General features: G+C 58.7%; 14 protein-coding genes and 1 pseudogene. 5 read left to right on the forward strand and 10 right to left on the reverse strand.

The window, feature by feature from the left end; translation table 11 throughout:
* Positions 1–70: 70 nt before the first annotated feature.
* Both fabA and fabB read left to right on the forward strand, forming a co-directional pair.
* Positions 71–586, forward strand: coding sequence for a 3-hydroxyacyl-[acyl-carrier-protein] dehydratase FabA (gene fabA, locus P5706_RS22920; protein ID WP_003210552.1), 516 nt, complete (start codon positions 71–73; stop codon positions 584–586).
* 11 nt (positions 587–597) lie between these two features.
* The gene (gene fabB / locus P5706_RS22925) at positions 598–1,818 is read left to right on the forward strand and encodes a beta-ketoacyl-ACP synthase I (RefSeq protein WP_012723103.1); all 1,221 of its coding nucleotides are present in this window, start codon (positions 598–600) and stop codon (positions 1,816–1,818) included.
* 1,109 nt (positions 1,819–2,927) lie between these two features.
* On the opposite strand, the gene P5706_RS37255 is transcribed toward fabB, so the two are convergent.
* Positions 2,928–3,791 carry a methyl-accepting chemotaxis protein gene (locus tag P5706_RS37255; protein ID WP_425540635.1) on the reverse strand — a complete coding sequence of 288 codons (864 nt, stop codon included), beginning with the start codon at positions 3,789–3,791 and terminating at the stop codon, positions 2,928–2,930.
* Positions 3,783–4,553: pseudogene (locus P5706_RS37260) on the reverse strand (MCP four helix bundle domain-containing protein); the annotation flags it as partial. The pseudogene P5706_RS37260 and the gene P5706_RS37255, both read right to left, overlap by 9 nt.
* Positions 4,554–4,758: 205 nt before the next feature.
* On the opposite strand from P5706_RS37260, the gene P5706_RS22935 reads away from it, so the two are divergent.
* Complete coding sequence (locus tag P5706_RS22935; RefSeq protein WP_200433561.1) at positions 4,759–5,175, forward strand: OsmC family protein; 417 nt, start codon at positions 4,759–4,761, stop codon at positions 5,173–5,175.
* A gap of 63 nt (positions 5,176–5,238) precedes the next feature.
* Positions 5,239–6,105, forward strand: a complete 867-nt coding sequence (locus tag P5706_RS22940; protein ID WP_285681985.1) for a pirin family protein — start codon at positions 5,239–5,241, stop codon at positions 6,103–6,105.
* 99 nt (positions 6,106–6,204) lie between these two features.
* Here the strand turns inward: P5706_RS22940 and P5706_RS22945 are convergent, their stop codons facing one another.
* From P5706_RS22945 to P5706_RS22960, 4 genes are all read right to left on the reverse strand, one after another.
* Positions 6,205–6,933, reverse strand: a complete 729-nt coding sequence (locus P5706_RS22945; protein WP_200433559.1) for a dienelactone hydrolase family protein — start codon at positions 6,931–6,933, stop codon at positions 6,205–6,207.
* Positions 6,934–6,999: 66 nt separating this feature from the next.
* A complete protein-coding gene (gene htpG / locus P5706_RS22950; protein WP_138816029.1) occupies positions 7,000–8,904 on the reverse strand; it encodes a molecular chaperone HtpG in 1,905 nt (634 codons plus the stop codon).
* An 89-nt stretch (positions 8,905–8,993) separates the two neighbouring features.
* A complete protein-coding gene (locus P5706_RS22955) occupies positions 8,994–9,446 on the reverse strand; it encodes a PaaI family thioesterase (RefSeq protein WP_285681988.1) in 453 nt (150 codons plus the stop codon).
* A complete protein-coding gene (locus P5706_RS22960) occupies positions 9,443–9,919 on the reverse strand; it encodes a PaaI family thioesterase (protein WP_285681990.1) in 477 nt (158 codons plus the stop codon). The genes P5706_RS22955 and P5706_RS22960 overlap by 4 nt, the downstream gene beginning before the upstream one ends.
* A gap of 157 nt (positions 9,920–10,076) precedes the next feature.
* On the opposite strand from P5706_RS22960, the gene P5706_RS22965 reads away from it, so the two are divergent.
* Positions 10,077–10,334, forward strand: a complete 258-nt coding sequence (locus P5706_RS22965) for a hypothetical protein (RefSeq protein WP_056859728.1) — start codon at positions 10,077–10,079, stop codon at positions 10,332–10,334.
* 97 nt (positions 10,335–10,431) lie between these two features.
* On the opposite strand, the gene P5706_RS22970 is transcribed toward P5706_RS22965, so the two are convergent.
* The 4 genes from P5706_RS22970 to sucC form a co-directional block, all read right to left on the reverse strand.
* Positions 10,432–11,172 carry a DUF599 domain-containing protein gene (locus P5706_RS22970; protein ID WP_200433556.1) on the reverse strand — a complete coding sequence of 247 codons (741 nt, stop codon included), beginning with the start codon at positions 11,170–11,172 and terminating at the stop codon, positions 10,432–10,434.
* A gap of 233 nt (positions 11,173–11,405) precedes the next feature.
* Positions 11,406–12,719, reverse strand: a complete 1,314-nt coding sequence (gene brnQ, locus P5706_RS22975; RefSeq protein ID WP_285681993.1) for a branched-chain amino acid transport system II carrier protein — start codon at positions 12,717–12,719, stop codon at positions 11,406–11,408.
* A 427-nt stretch (positions 12,720–13,146) separates the two neighbouring features.
* Positions 13,147–14,028 carry a succinate--CoA ligase subunit alpha gene (gene sucD, locus P5706_RS22980; RefSeq protein WP_017134448.1) on the reverse strand — a complete coding sequence of 294 codons (882 nt, stop codon included), beginning with the start codon at positions 14,026–14,028 and terminating at the stop codon, positions 13,147–13,149.
* Complete coding sequence (gene sucC, locus P5706_RS22985) at positions 14,028–15,194, reverse strand: ADP-forming succinate--CoA ligase subunit beta (RefSeq protein ID WP_016979559.1); 1,167 nt, start codon at positions 15,192–15,194, stop codon at positions 14,028–14,030. Before sucC ends, sucD begins: the two co-directional genes overlap by 1 nt.
* Positions 15,195–15,227: the final 33 nt, after the last annotated feature.

Here is a 15,227-nt window from a genome sequence, read left to right on the forward strand (position 1 = left end):
GGCATGAACGCTTCATTCGGTTCGGGAAGATTTACCCTGCCCTGCCGCATGGGATTATTGAGGAGCTCGCATGACCAAACAAAACGCCTTTACTCGGGAAGACCTGCTGCGCTGCAGTCGCGGTGAGCTGTTCGGCCCAGGTAACGCGCAACTGCCCGCCCCGAACATGCTGATGGTGGATCGCATCACCCATATCAGCGAAGAGGGTGGCAAGTACGGCAAAGGTGAATTGGTCGCCGAGCTGGATATCACCCCTGACCTGTGGTTCTTCGCCTGCCATTTCGAAGGCGACCCTGTCATGCCGGGCTGCCTGGGCCTTGACGCCATGTGGCAACTGGTCGGCTTCTACCTGGGCTGGCAAGGCCTGCCAGGTCGCGGTCGTGCCCTGGGTTCGGGCGAAGTGAAGTTCTTTGGCCAGGTCCTGCCGACCGCCAAGAAAGTCACCTACAACATTCAAATCAAGCGCGTCCTCAAGGGCAAGCTGAACCTCGCTATCGCCGACGGTTCGGTGACTGTCGACGGTCGCGAGATCTATACTGCCGAAGGCCTTCGGGTCGGCGTATTCACTTCCACTGACAACTTTTAAGGGTTATCCGCATGCGCCGCGTCGTTATCACTGGTCTGGGCATTGTTTCTTGCCTGGGCAATGACAAAGAGACCGTCACCGCTAACCTGCGTGCAAGTCGCCCTGGCATCCGCTTCAACCCGGAATATGCCGAAATGGGTCTGCGTAGCCAGGTTTCCGGCTCCATCGACCTGCCCCTCGAAGAACTGATCGATCGCAAGATCTATCGCTTCGTCGGCCACGCTGCCGCCTACGCCTACCTGGCCATGAAAGACGCCATCGCCGACTCCGGGCTGAGCGAAGACCAGGTTTCGAACGTACGCACCGGCCTGATCGCCGGCTCCGGCGGCGCATCGACCCTCAACCAGATGGAAGCGCTGGACATCCTGCGCGAAAAAGGCGTGAAGCGCGTTGGCCCGTACCGTGTAACACGGACCATGGGCAGCACCGTTTCGGCCTGCCTGGCCACACCGTTTGCGATCAAGGGCGTGAACTACTCGATCTCCTCCGCCTGCGCCACCAGTGCTCACTGCATCGGTACTGCGGTTGAGCAGATCCAATTGGGCAAGCAGGACATCGTCTTCGCCGGCGGCGGCGAAGAAGAACATTGGAGCCAGTCGTTCCTGTTCGACGCCATGGGCGCGCTGTCCACCCAGTACAACGAAACCCCGGAAAAGGCCTCCCGCGCCTACGACGCCAAGCGTGACGGTTTCGTCATCGCTGGCGGTGGCGGCATGGTGGTGGTCGAGGAGCTGGAACACGCTCTGGCCCGTGGTGCAAAAATCTACGCGGAAATCGTCGGCTACGGCGCTACTTCCGACGGCTACGACATGGTTGCGCCAAGCGGCGAAGGCGCCATCCGTTGCATGCAGATGGCCATGTCCACCGTCGACACCCCAATCGACTACCTGAACACCCACGGCACTTCGACTCCGGTCGGCGATGCCAAGGAAATGGAAGGTGTGCGTGCGGTATTCGGTGACAAGGCTCCGGCCATCAGCTCCACCAAGAGCCTGTCGGGTCACTCCCTGGGCGCCGCCGGCGTTCACGAAGCGATCTACTGCCTGCTGATGATGGAAGGCAACTTCATGGCCGGCTCGGCCAACATCGACGAGATCGACCCGGTCGTCGCCGATATGCCGATCCTGACCAAGACCGTTGAAAACGCAAAAATCGATACCGTGATGAGCAACAGCTTCGGCTTTGGTGGCACCAACGCCACCCTGGTACTGAAACGCTGGCAGGGCAAGTAAGCCCCGCAGGTTGATCACCTGAAAAAGCCCCGACTGGTTCGGGGCTTTTTTATGGGCAATGGAATGAGACCGAGCCGCCCTTATCGCAGCGTGGGTATCTATACAATGTTAACGGGCTGACCTGGAGGGTGGCCGGTCGGGCGCGGGGGCATATCCGTTGCTGCGGTAACGGCTGAGTAGGGTTCCGCTCTTACAGCGGGTCACTTTTGCAAGGACCGGAATGCCGGCCCAGTCAAAAGTAACCAAAAGGTCCTCGCCCCAACACTCGGTGCCTCGCTTAGGCTCGGCATGCCCGCAATCCGACAGTGATTTGGGGGGCCGCCGCGATGGGCCATCCTTGGCCCAGCGCGGCTAAACCGGCATCCCTGCCGGTTTACCCCCCAAATCACTGTCAGATTCCGGCCATCGTGTTTGACGGGGCGATTTCAGATCAAGATCACGATCAAAAGCGCAGATCAAAAGACCGCTGACTTCGTCATCGAAAAGGATGTAAGGGCCGGAGCAACAGCAACAGCAACAGCAACAGCAACAGCAACAGCAGAGCCAAACTCGGTCTAATGTGGGAGCTGGCTTGCCTGCGATGGCATCAACTCGGTGTACCTGATGTACCGAGGTGTTTGCATCGCAGGCAAGCCAGCTCCCACAGAAAAGCAACTCTTCAGTGTATTCAGATAGGCTTTTGCCTTGCACTTGATCTGGCTCTTGCTTCAACCACTCAGGTCGGCTTTCAGGCCGCCGTGCTGTAGATCTTGATCTTGATTTTGATCTGAGACGCCCCGTTAACCACGATGGCCGAACGCAGGCTTGAATCCGTGGGTAACCCGGCAGGACGCCGGGTTAGCCGCGCTGGGCCAAGGATGGCCCATCGCGGCGGCCCACGGATTCAAGCCGGAGTGAGGGCACACCGAGCCTAAGCGAGGTGCCGAGTGGTGGGGCGAGGACCTTTTGGTTACTTTTGCGTCCTTGCAAAAGTGACCCGCTGTAAGAGCGGAACCCTACTCAGCCATCACCTAAATAACGGATATGCCCCCCCAAGATAAAACACCCCAACACCACAAACGCCAATATTTATGTAGATGCCTGCAACAGCCTCACCCAGGTCTCAAACCCTACACCGAAAACCGCGCCACCATGGTATTCAGGTCCACCGCCAAGCGTGACAGCTCCTGGCTTGCCGCACTGGTCTGGTTAGCGCCCGTCGACGTCTGATGCGCCAAATCGCGAATATTCATCAAATTGCGATCCACCTCCCGCGCCACCGCCGCCTGCTGCTCCGAGGCACTCGCAATCACCAAGTTGCGCTCGTTGATCAAGGTAAAGGCCGACGCAATCTCCTCCAACGCCGTGCCCGCCGACTTGGCGATATCCAACGTAGAGCGCGCCCGCGTATTGCTCTGCTGCATCGAACTGACAGCTTGATCGGTGCCTTGCTGGATCCCGCTGATCATCAACTCGATTTCCTGGGTCGACTGCTGCGTGCGATGGGCCAAGGCCCGCACCTCATCGGCCACCACCGCAAAGCCACGCCCGGCATCGCCTGCGCGTGCCGCCTCAATCGCGGCATTCAGCGCCAGCAAGTTGGTCTGCTCGGCAATCGAGCGAATCACATCCAGCACCTTGCTGATGCCATAGACCTTCTGCGCCAGGTCCTCGACCTGGGTCGCATTGGAGGTGACGTCATCGGCCAGCGCTTCGATCGACACCACCGTCTGATGCACCTGCTCGCGCCCATGCTGGGCAATACGATCAGACTCGCGGGAGGCCTGGGACGTGGCCACCGCATTGCTCGCCACCTCCTCCACCGCTGCGGTCATCTGGTTGACCGCCGTGGCAGCCTGTTCGATTTCCTGGTTCTGCTGGTGCAAGCCACGGGTCGCGTCTTCAGTCACGCAACTGAGCTCTTCAGAAGCCGAAGCCAATTGGTTCGAAGACTCGGCAATCCGTCGGATGGTGTCGCGCAGGTTTTCCTGCATGCCCTTGAGCGCCTGCTGCAAGCGCGCGGGCTCATCGTTGCCGGTTACGTTGATCTCTCCGGTGAGGTCGCCGCCCGCTACGCCCTGGGCGACTTTCAGCGACTGCGCCAACGGCAGCACGATGCTGCGGGTCAGCCAGACCGCCAGGCCAATGGTGATCATTGCCGTGAGCACGATCATGCCGACCACCCACGTACGCGATTGCGTGAATACGCTCTGCGCCAGGTTCGCGGCCTGGTTGGCACTGGCCTTGTTCAAGGCGACCAGGTCGTGCAAGGTCGCGGCCAACTCATCGGCCAGTTGATTCATCTCACCGTTGACGATCCTGATCGCGTCCTCCAACTGGTTGGCCTTGGAAAACGCCATCACCTGCTCCTGGCGTTGCAGGTATTGCTGTTCCTGGTTCTTGAAGCGATCAAACAGTGCACGCTCTTCGGGCAGCACGATCAGCCCTTCGTAGAGCGCCTGCGCCCGGTGCAGGCCGTTTTTCAGGTCGGTGAGTTTCTGCTCGTTTTGCGCCAGCGCCTGCGGGTCGCGATTGACCAGCAGGCGCAAGGTGAGGGCACGCACCCGCAGCAGGTCCTGGCTCATCTCCCCCACCGCCATCACGCTGGGCAGCCAGTTGTTCTCCACCTGGTCGGACTGCTGGCGCATATTGGCCATTTGCAGCAGGGCGAAGCCGCCCAGGGCAAACACCATCAACGCCAGCACACCAAAGCCTAAGCCCGCGCGCGGGGCGATATTCAAACTACGGATACTCATGCCAGGATTCCTTCCGAATGCGCTGCATCCACCTGCAGCAGGTCTCCTGAAAGGTATCGGCCCTTTGCTCGGTTTGCGTAAGACGAAAACGCGATATCAACGCGCATTGCAATCGCGCGAACAGCCATTGGAAAAAACGCGGAACACTGAGGTGCCAGCATGCTCTATAACTGCATGACCTTTTCCTGCCCTCGTGAGGTTTGCCATGCCTGTTACCGTCAATACCCTGAACCACGATAACTTTCGCCATAGCGTGAACATCAACAACCACGAGCTGTTCACCGACCTGCCCAAAAGCCTGGGCGGTGACGACTCGGCGCCCTCGCCCCACGATTATTTCGACGCCGCCCTGGCCTCGTGCAAGGCGCTGACCGTGAAGCTCTACGCGCAGAAAAAAGACATCCCGCTCACTGGCGTCACCGTGGAAGTCACCCACGACAGCACCGAGGAGCAAAAAGGCAAATACAAGCTCAACGTCAAGCTGACGCTCAAGGGCGTACTCACCGACGCACAGCGCGAAGAGCTGCATCGCGTCGCCGATAAGTGCCCGGTACACAAGCTGATGACCACCGCCGAAGTCAGCATCGAGACCAAGCTCGCCGAAGGCGCTTTCAGCCAATAGCGCCAACCTCCCGTCGAGCGGGTTATGCTCAGGCTATCTAACCCGCTCAGACAGGGACGCCCCATGACCACCCTTACCATGATCCGCCCGCGCGTCGAAGACGTCGAAGGCCAGCCGATCCTGCGACCACTGCCGTCACGCGAATGCCGCAGCGTCGGGCCTTTTGTGTTTTTCGACCATATGTTGTCGACCCGCTATGCACCCGGCACCGGCATGAATATCCGCCAGCACCCGCATATCGGGCTATCCACCCTCACCTATCTGTTCGAAGGCGCCTTGCAGCACAAGGACAGCCTGGGCTCGGACCAAGTGGTGCAAGCCGGCGACGTCAGCTGGATGACCGCCGGCAGCGCAATTGCCCACGTCGAGCGCACGCCCGAAGCCCTCAAGGCCAGTGGTTTCAGCCTGCACGGCCTGCAGGTGTGGCTGGCCTCGCCCAAGGACCATGAAACCGGGCCGGGCCACTACAGCCATCACCCGGCGGCAAGCCTGCCGGTGAGCGACAACCTGGGCGTGCAGATTCGCCTGATCGCAGGCTCAGGCTTCTGCCTTAAATCGCCGGTGCCGGTGCTATCGCCTACGCTGTACGCCGAGGTGCAGATGCACACGGCCACGACGCTGCTGATCCCGGATGAGCATGAGGAACGCGCAGTGTATGTGCTGGACGGCGAGGTGCAGTTGGACGGTGAGACAGTGGAGGCGCATAGCCTGGTGGTGTTGCCAAGCGGGCTGGAAATGACCTTGTTTGCCGAAAGCGATTGCCACGTGGTGGTGTTCGGCGGCGCGCCGCTGGATGGGCCACGGCGGATCAATTGGAATTTTGTCGCGAGCGATCCGGCGGTGATTGAACAGGCCAGGCAGCGTTGGGCGGCCGGGGATTGGCCGACGGTGCCGGGTGAATCAGAAAGAATCGAGTTGCCGGTCAGATAGCTATCGCAGGCAAGCCAGCTCCCACATGTCGACTGTTTTCACAGTTCAAAGTGTGGGAGCTGGCTTGCCTGCGATGAGGCCGGAACAGGCGCTAAAGCTTTAGCCCTTGAACACTTCATCCAGCAAGTTATGCATCGACTGGAACGCACGCTTGGCCGTCTTCGCGTCGTACATCATCTTGCCCGGCACATTGGCATGCGGGTCAGTAAAGGAATGCACCGCACCGCCGTAGCTCAGCAACTGCCAATCCACACCGGCGGCGTTCATTTCTTGCTCAAACGCCGGCAGTTGCTCTTTTGGCACCAATGGATCGGAGGCGCCGTGCAGCACCAGCACCGAACCCTTGACGTGCTTTGCACCGGCCGGGTTTTGTGTGTCGATGGTGCCGTGGAACGACACGGCAGCCTTCAACGGCGCACCGGTACGTGCCAGTTCCAGCGAGCAGAAACCGCCAAAGCAGAAACCGAAGGTCGCCAGCTTCGAGGTATCAACCGCCGCTTCTGTCTGGCTCTGCAATTGCTCAAAAGCCGCCTGCATGCGCTTGAGCAGCACAGGGTTGTCATTCTTCAACGGCATCATCGCAGCGCCGGCTTCATCGCCATTCGTCGGGCGCACAGTTTGCCCGTACAGGTCGGCGATCAACACCACGTAACCTTTGCTGGCCACGCTCTTGGCGATTTCCTCGGCACCCGCACTCACACCCATCCAGTTCGGCGCCATCAGCAGGCCCGGCAGCGGCCCCTTGTGGCTGGCGTCGAACGCCAGGCGGCTTTCATAAGACTGGCCATCAATCTGATAGACCACGGAACGTACAGTGACTTGGCTCATCATTTACTCCAGTTGAGGTGCGTTAGAACGAAAAAACCCGCCGAAGCGGGTTTTTCTACAACGGTGTTAAACCGACAGTTCAACCAACAGCTTGTTCAGGCGGCGCACGTAAGCGGCCGGGTCTTTGAGGCTGTCACCGGCGGCCAGGGCTGCCTGGTCGAAGAGGATGTGCGACAGGTCGCCAAAACGCTCTTCGCTCTGCTCGCCATCGAGTTTCTCGATCAGCGGGTGAGCCGGGTTGAATTCGAAGATCGGCTTGGAATCCGGCACCTTCTGACCGCTGGCTTCGAGGATCTGACGCATCTGCATGCCCAGGTCCTGCTCGCCGATGGCCAGAATCGCCGGGGAATCGGTCAGACGGTGGGAAACCCGCACTTCGCTGACGGCATCGCCCAGCGCAGTCTTGATCCGCTCAACCAGGCCTTCTTTAGCCTTGGCGACCTCTTCGGCTTCCTTCTTCTCTTCTTCGGAGTCCAGGTTACCCAGGTCCAGGTCACCACGGGCCACGTCGACGAAGGTCTTGCCGTCGAACTCGCTGAGGTAGCTCATCAGCCACTCGTCGATACGGTCGGTCAACAGCAGCACTTCGATGCCTTTCTTGCGGAAGACTTCCAGGTGCGGGCTGTTCTTGACCTGGGCGTAGGTTTCGCCGGTCAGGTAGTAGATCTTGTCCTGACCTTCCTTGGCGCGTGCCAGGTACTCGGCCAGCGACACAACCTGCTCGCCGTCGTCACCCTGAGTCGAGGCGAAACGCAGCAGGCCAGCGATTTTTTCCTTGTTGGCGAAATCTTCTGCCGGGCCTTCTTTCATGACCTGGCCAAAGTTTTTCCAGAAGCCCTTGTATTGCTCAGGCTCGTTCTTCGCCAGTTTTTCGAGCATGTCGAGCACGCGCTTGGTCAGCGCCGACTTCATCGAGTCGATGATCGGGTCTTTCTGCAGGATTTCCCGCGACACGTTCAGCGACAGGTCGTTGGAGTCGACCACACCTTTGATGAAACGCAGGTACAGCGGCAGGAACGATTCCGCCTGGTCCATCACGAACACGCGCTGCACGTATAGCTTCAGGCCTTTAGGCGCTTCACGCTGGTACAGGTCGAACGGAGCGCGGGCCGGGACGTAGAGCAGCGAGCTGTATTCCAGCTTGCCTTCGACCTTGTTGTGGCTCCAGCTCAGCGGGTTCTCGTAGTCGTGCGCGATGTGCTTGTAGAACTCCTGGTATTCCTCGTCTTTGACTTCGGTACGAGGGCGGGTCCACAAGGCGCTGGCACGGTTGACCACTTCCCATTCCTGGGCAGGTTTTTCTTCACCCTCGACAGCCGCTTGTTCTTTCGGCAGTTCGATCGGCAAAGCGATGTGGTCGGAGTATTTCTTGATGATATTGCGCAGGCGGTAGCCGTCGGCGAATTCATCTTCAGCAGCTTTGAGATGCAGCACGATACGCGTGCCACGATCAGCCTTGTCGATAGTGGCGATTTCAAACTCGCCCTCACCTTTGGAGGCCCAGTGCACGCCTTCGCTGGCGTCAAGGCCGGCACGGCGGCTGAACACTTCAACCTTGTCGGCGACGATGAAGGCCGAGTAGAAGCCCACGCCGAACTGGCCGATCAGGTGCGAATCTTTCTTCTGGTCGCCCGACAGGTTCTTCATGAAGTCTGCGGTACCGGATTTGGCGATAGTACCCAGATGGGTAATCGCGTCTTCACGGCTCATGCCGATGCCGTTGTCTTCGAGGGTGACGGTCTTGGCGTCCTTGTCGAAGCTCACACGGATTTTCAGTTCGGCGCCACCTTCCAGCAACTCAGGCTTGGACAGGGCTTCGAAACGTAATTTGTCGACAGCGTCAGAGGCGTTCGAGATCAATTCGCGAAGGAAGATTTCCTTGTTGGAATACAGCGAATGGATCATGAGGTGCAGCAGTTGCTTCACCTCGGTCTGGAAGCCCAGGGTTTCCTTTTGAGTTTCCACACTCATGGTCATCAAACTCCAATTGGATGGCAGTGGCCGCGCCCAAAAGGGTTGGCGGCGGGTTGTCATCAAAGTTGGGGGCTAAGACCAGAATTTCAAGGGCGCACCAATTCCTCAATTTTGAAATGTGCGCGGGCGGTGGCAATCGGCTCGGCTGCGGTGCTTTGCCAGGCGGTGATCGCCACATTCGCCACCCGTCGGCCTTGGCGCCACACCTGGCATTTGGCGTAGGTGTCGCGAAACTGCCCGGCGCGCAGGTAATCCAGGGAAAAATCGATGATTTTCGGCAAGCCCGGCGCGCCGGTAAATACCAGCAAATGTAACGCCGCCGACAGCTCCATAAAACCTGCGATCACACCGCCGTGCAGCGCTGGCAATATCGGGTTACCAATGTTGTCCTTGTTGGCCGGCAGGCGAAACAGCAGTTCATCCCCCAGCTTTGAGCATTCAATGCCGATCAGCTTGGCGTAGGGCACCAGGTTGAGCAGCGCCTCATAGTCACCGCGCTCATGGGCCTGTTCGAGGCGGGTCTTGAATCGGTGCGTCATGCCTGGTCTCCCTTGATCGAATTGCCGAGTCCTTGCGTGCCCTTGAGGCGCTTGCCCATGCGCATGAAGGTGCCCACCACATGGGCGATGGGTTGCTGAGGATCATCCTGGTAGGCAAAGCCGCGGGTGAAGATCACGTCGGTGGTCACCCGGTAGCATTGTGCAAAGCCATACACCGGCTTATGCGGCTCGGCGGGATGCATGTAGTCGACGCGCAAATCCAGGGTCGGGCACACCTCGAATTCCGGCAGCACGCACAGCGTGGCCATGCCGCAGGCGGTGTCCATCAATGAGGTCAGCGCGCCGCCGTGAATCACGCCGGTCTGAGGGTCGCCGACGATATGCAGGCCGTAAGGCAGGGCCAGCGTCATGCCCTCCTGGCTGGCGGCATGCACGATGATGCCCAGCACCTGACAATGGCGCAGAGCCGACACAAAGCGTGTAGCACGCTCTAAAAGGGGGTTTTCGGTCATGTGTGCAGACTCTTATTAGTGTGGGTTTTCACGGTACGGGTGTGGGCGCAAAAGTTCCTGGGTGACGGTGTTTTATATATCTTTGAAACAAAAGGAACTAATGCTGGCGGTCTAAGCTCGAAAGGCCAGTAGATATATCCATAAGGAGAAACACCCCATGCGCAAGACTTTAGCTATTTCCATGATGTTGGCCGCTGCCCTCGGTCTCGCTGCCTGCGATAAGAAATCCGAAGACAAAGCCCAAGATGCTCAATCGCATGCTGAGCAAGCTCAGAAAGACATGGCCAAAGCACAGGATAAAGTGAACGACGCTGCAAAAGAAAACGCCGATGCTGCCAAAGCTCAGGCTGATGCGAACGCTGAAAAAGCCAAAGAAGACGGCACCGCTACTCCAACAGCACCTGCCAAGCCTTAATAGCCTGGTCTTTGCTGCAAAAAGAAAGCCCGCTTATAGATCGGGCTTTTCTTTGTCTGCGGTTTAATAAAAGCCGGACTAACACCGGTGCGTCCAGTTAAGACACTGCGTCTTTAGCCGGCTCCGCCACCGGCATATCGGTCGGCGTATAAACCATCACCTGCAGTACGTCGGAATGAAACTCGCGGCGATACAGCACCAGCACCACCCCAGTGCTCATCAACATGAACAACCAGGGGCTGACAAACCAGGCCAGCATGGTCATGCCGAAGTAATACGCCCGCAGGCCAAAGTTGAACTGGTTGGCCGCCATCGAAATCACCCGCGCCGCCCGCAGGGCAAACGCTTTGCGTTCCTGCTCCGACACATGCCGCTCACCGATCATCGGCGCCGAGCCCACCAGCACGGCGGCAAAGTTGTATTGGCGCATGCACCAACTGAACGTGAAGAACGCGTAGACGAACACCAGTGCCAGGCACAGCAGCTTGATTTCCGACATGCCCTGGGAAACCTGCTGCACCATGGGAATGTCTGCCAGCAAGGATACCGCCCGTTCTGACGCGCCAAGCACAGTAAGAATACCGGCGAGAATGATCAACGTACTGGACGCGAAGAACGAGGCGTTGCGCTCCAGGTTACCGATCACACTGGCGTCGGCAATCCGGTTATCGCGCAACAGCATGCGGCGCATCCAGTCTTCGCGATACAGGTGCAGCACGCTGGCGAGGCAGGCGGTGTCTCGGGCTTTCCAACTGGCATAGCGGGTGTAGCCACCCCAGCACAGGGCAAACCAGAAGGCGGCCAGCAGGTGGATTTGATTGGTTTCGATGAACGACATGCAGGGCCTTGTATACGATGATTAAAGATAAACACGGTTAAACATGTGGGAGCTGGCTTGCCTGAGATGGCGGTGGATCAGGCGACACAGCACTGACTGAACCGACGCCATCGCAGGCAAGCCAGCTCCCACATTGAGCGAACTCCAACTTTAGAGCGTTGTGGTCTTGCAGGCATAAAAAATGCCCCGTATCGATTGATACGGGGCATTTCAGTACAGCGTGAAACCGTGGGTCAGGCGATGGCTTCGCTACGCTTGCCGAGCATACGGTCAACCACTACCGCCACCCCCAGCGTAATCACCGATGGCACCAGCCAGGCCAAACCTTGCTCGCTCAGCGGCAGGTGCCCCAACTGCGCAGGCATCCAATCGGCAAAGCCAGCGCCTTTAAGCGCATCGATGCAACCAAAGATGAACGACACCAGCATCACCGGGCCAACAATGCGGCCCTGCTCCTGCCAGAAGTCTTTGCAGAAGCTCAGGGCCACCAGCACGATGCACGGCGGGTAGATCGCGGTGAGCACCGGGATCGAGAAGGCAATCAGCTTGGTCAGGCCCAGGTTGGACACGAACAGCGAGAACAGCGCCAGGATCACCACCAGCGTCTTGTAAGACAGTGGCAGCACTTTGCTGAAGTACTCGGCACAAGCGCAGGTCAGGCCCACGGCGGTGACCAGGCACGCCAGGGAGATCAGCACGGCGAGGAAGCCACTGCCCAGGGAGCCGAAGGTGTGTTGCACGTAGGCGTGCAGCACGGCTGCGCCATTGCTGGCACCGGCCGCCACCGCGTGGCTGCCCGAACCCAGGCGGAACAGGCTGATGTACACCAGCGCCAGGCCCACGCCGGCAATCAGCCCGGCAATAATCGCATAGCGAGTGATCAGCGTTGGCGACTCAACACCACGGGAGCGAATCGCGTTGACGATGACGATGCCGAATACCAACGCGCCGAGGGTATCCATGGTCAGGTAACCATTGATAAAGCCCTGTGAGAACGGTGCAGCGACGTATTCCGGGGTGGCGACACCGACATCGCCGGCCGGCAAGGCAAACGCAGCGATGCCCAGCACGGCCAGGGCGATGATCTTCAACGGTGCGAGGAAACGCCCTACGGTGTCCAGCAGACGCCCTGGGTACAGGGAAATGAAGAACACCAGCAGGAAATACACCGAGCTGTAGAGGAACAGCGCCAGCGGGCTCTCGCCTGTCAGCGGTGCCAGGCCGACTTCAAACGAAACGGTCGCGGTGCGCGGGGTGGCGAACAGCGGGCCTACCGCCAGGTACGCCGCCGCCGCCAGCAAGCCACCGGCGATCTTGCCGATCGGGCTGCTCAATGCGTCCATGCCGCCGCCGACTTTGGCCAGCGCGATCACGGTGACCACCGGCAAACCGACTGCGGTGATCAGGAAGCCCAGCGCTGCCATCCAGACGTGAGGCCCGGACTGCAAACCAACGATAGGCGGGAAGATGATGTTGCCGGCGCCCACGAACAGGGCAAAAGTCATAAAGCCTAACGCCAGGATGTCCTGGCTTTTCAACACTTTCATTTCAGGAAATACCACACTACTGAATCGGAATTTAGAGAGGGATTCCCTGTGGATGAGGGAACTGCTGCCGACCCTGATGGGGGCCGACCGGTCTAGCGCGCGGCTTCCTTTTGGGAGGCGGACGCATAAAGAGGCGGCTAGGGTACAGAATTAAGCCGACAAACGCACTGTTGCGGGGCGTACTGTCCGATAAGCGACATTCAAATGTCGCGTTTTCGTACTTAATTTGGCAATTCCGCCCAGGTAGGAACTGGCTTGCCTGCGATGCAGACAGCTCGGTGCATCTGCCAAAACGCGTCGGTGCCATCGCAGGCAAGCCAGCTCCCACATAGAACCGGGTAAATTTGCCAAAATGGTTATACCCAGAATGCACAAAGGCCACCCGAAGGTGGCCTTTGTGTGGTGAAGCGTCAGCTAAGCGCGAGGCTTACTTGACAGCCCAACCGGTCAGCTCGGACAAAGCCTTGCCGATATCTGCCAGCGAACGCACGGTTTTAACGCCTGCGTCTTCCAGGGCAGCAAACTTCTCGTCTGCAGTGCCCTTGCCGCCAGAGATGATTGCGCCAGCATGGCCCATGCGCTTGCCTGCAGGGGCAGTCACACCAGCGATGTAGGAAACAACCGGCTTGGTCACGTGTGCCTTGATGTAGGCAGCCGCTTCTTCTTCAGCCGAACCGCCGATCTCACCGATCATCACGATCGCTTCGGTCTTCGGGTCTTCCTGGAACAGTTTCAGGATGTCGATGAAGTTCGAACCTGGGATCGGGTCACCGCCGATGCCGACGCAAGTCGACTGACCGAAACCGGCGTCAGTAGTCTGCTTGACAGCTTCGTAAGTCAGGGTGCCGGAACGCGAAACGATACCGACTTTACCTGGCAAGTGAATGTGACCAGGCATGATGCCGATCTTGCATTCGCCTGGGGTGATCACGCCTGGGCAGTTAGGGCCGATCAGGGTAACACCCAGCTCGTCGCACTTAACTTTAGCGTCCAGCATGTCCAGGGTAGGAATGCCTTCGGTGATGCAAACGATCAGCTTGATGCCGCCGAAGGCTGCTTCCAGGATCGAGTCTTTGCAGAAAGGAGCTGGAACGTAGATAACGCTGGCGGTGGCGCCAGTTTTTTCTACAGCATCTTTCACAGTGTTGAACACTGGCAGGCCCAGGTGCTCGGTGCCGCCTTTACCAGGAGTAACGCCACCAACCATCTTGGTGCCGTATTCGATGGCTTGCTGGGTGTGGAAACTACCTTGCGAACCGGTAATACCCTGGCAGATAACTTTGGTGTCTTTATTGATCAGGACGCTCATTATTTGCCCTCCGCAGCTTTGACAACTTGTTGAGCAGCGTCGGTCAGGCTGGTAGCCGCGATGATGTTCAAACCGCTTTCTGCCAGTACTTTAGCGCCCAGTTCAGCGTTGTTACCTTCAAGGCGAACAACAACCGGGATTTTAACGCCAACTTCTTTCACTGCACCGATGATGCCTTCGGCAATCATGTCGCAACGAACGATGCCGCCGAAGATGTTGACCAAAACTGCTGCGACGTTGGAGTCGGACAGAATGATCTTGAACGCTTCGGTAACGCGTTCTTTGGTAGCACCGCCGCCCACGTCGAGGAAGTTGGCTGGTTTGCCGCCATGCAGGTTGACGATGTCCATGGTACCCATGGCCAGGCCAGCACCGTTGACCATGCAACCGATGTTACCTTCCAGGGCTACGTAGTTCAGTTCGAACTTGGCAGCGTGCGCTTCGCGCGGATCGTCTTGCGACGGATCGTGGAAAGTTTTCAGCTTAGGCTGACGGTACATGGCGTTGGCGTCGATGTTGATCTTGGCGTCGAGGCAGTGCAGATCGCCGTCAGCCTTGATCACCAGCGGGTTCACTTCCAGCAGGGCCAGATCGTGATCCTGGAACAGTTTGGCCAGACCTACGAAGATCTTGGCGAACTGGGCAACTTGCTTGCCTTCCAGGCCCAGCTGGAAAGCCAGCTCGCGACCCTGGAATGGCTGAGCGCCAACCAGTGGATCGATAGTGGCTTTCAGAATTTTTTCTGGGGTTTCTTCGGCGATCTTCTCAATGTCCACGCCACCTTCGGTGGAAGCCATGAACACGATGCGACGGCTCGAACGGTCAACGACAGCGCCCAGGTACAGCTCTTTAGCGATATCAGTGCACGATTCAACCAGGATCTTGGTGACTGGTTGGCCATTGGCATCAGTCTGGTAAGTCACCAGACGCTTGCCCAGCCACTGCTGTGCGAAGGCCTTGGCGTCTTCTTTGCTGCGAACCAGCTTAACGCCGCCCGCTTTACCGCGACCACCGGCGTGGACCTGGGCTTTGACAACCCACTCACTGCCACCGATTTTGTCGCAAGCTTCTGCTGCTGCTTCCGGGGTGTCTACTGCGTAGCCCTTGGATACTGGCAGGCCGTATTCAGCGAACAGCTGCTTACCCTGATACTCGTGAAGATTCATGCTTTTTACCGTCTTCGTTAGGTACTGCGCATT

Origin of the sequence: Pseudomonas sp. ChxA, assembly GCF_030263855.1 — a bacterium.
Taxonomy (GTDB): domain Bacteria; phylum Pseudomonadota; class Gammaproteobacteria; order Pseudomonadales; family Pseudomonadaceae; genus Aquipseudomonas; species Aquipseudomonas fluorescens_CB.

Bases quoted from the DNA above. Each gene is read 5' to 3' on its own strand.
- fabA (WP_003210552.1), top strand. From the start codon at position 71: ATGACCAAACAAAACGCCTTTACTCGGGAAGACCTGCTGCGCTGCAGT.
- fabB (WP_012723103.1), top strand. From the start codon at position 598: ATGCGCCGCGTCGTTATCACTGGTCTGGGCATTGTTTCTTGCCTGGGC.
- P5706_RS37255 (WP_425540635.1), bottom strand. From the start codon at position 3,791: ATGCAGGAAAACCTGCGCGACACCATCCGACGGATTGCCGAGTCTTCG.
- P5706_RS22935 (WP_200433561.1), top strand. From the start codon at position 4,759: ATGCCTGTTACCGTCAATACCCTGAACCACGATAACTTTCGCCATAGC.
- P5706_RS22940 (WP_285681985.1), top strand. From the start codon at position 5,239: ATGACCACCCTTACCATGATCCGCCCGCGCGTCGAAGACGTCGAAGGC.
- P5706_RS22945 (WP_200433559.1), bottom strand. From the start codon at position 6,933: ATGAGCCAAGTCACTGTACGTTCCGTGGTCTATCAGATTGATGGCCAG.
- htpG (WP_138816029.1), bottom strand. From the start codon at position 8,904: ATGAGTGTGGAAACTCAAAAGGAAACCCTGGGCTTCCAGACCGAGGTG.
- P5706_RS22955 (WP_285681988.1), bottom strand. From the start codon at position 9,446: ATGACGCACCGATTCAAGACCCGCCTCGAACAGGCCCATGAGCGCGGT.
- P5706_RS22960 (WP_285681990.1), bottom strand. From the start codon at position 9,919: ATGACCGAAAACCCCCTTTTAGAGCGTGCTACACGCTTTGTGTCGGCT.
- P5706_RS22965 (WP_056859728.1), top strand. From the start codon at position 10,077: ATGCGCAAGACTTTAGCTATTTCCATGATGTTGGCCGCTGCCCTCGGT.
- P5706_RS22970 (WP_200433556.1), bottom strand. From the start codon at position 11,172: ATGTCGTTCATCGAAACCAATCAAATCCACCTGCTGGCCGCCTTCTGG.
- brnQ (WP_285681993.1), bottom strand. From the start codon at position 12,719: ATGAAAGTGTTGAAAAGCCAGGACATCCTGGCGTTAGGCTTTATGACT.
- sucD (WP_017134448.1), bottom strand. From the start codon at position 14,028: ATGAGCGTCCTGATCAATAAAGACACCAAAGTTATCTGCCAGGGTATT.
- sucC (WP_016979559.1), bottom strand. From the start codon at position 15,194: ATGAATCTTCACGAGTATCAGGGTAAGCAGCTGTTCGCTGAATACGGC.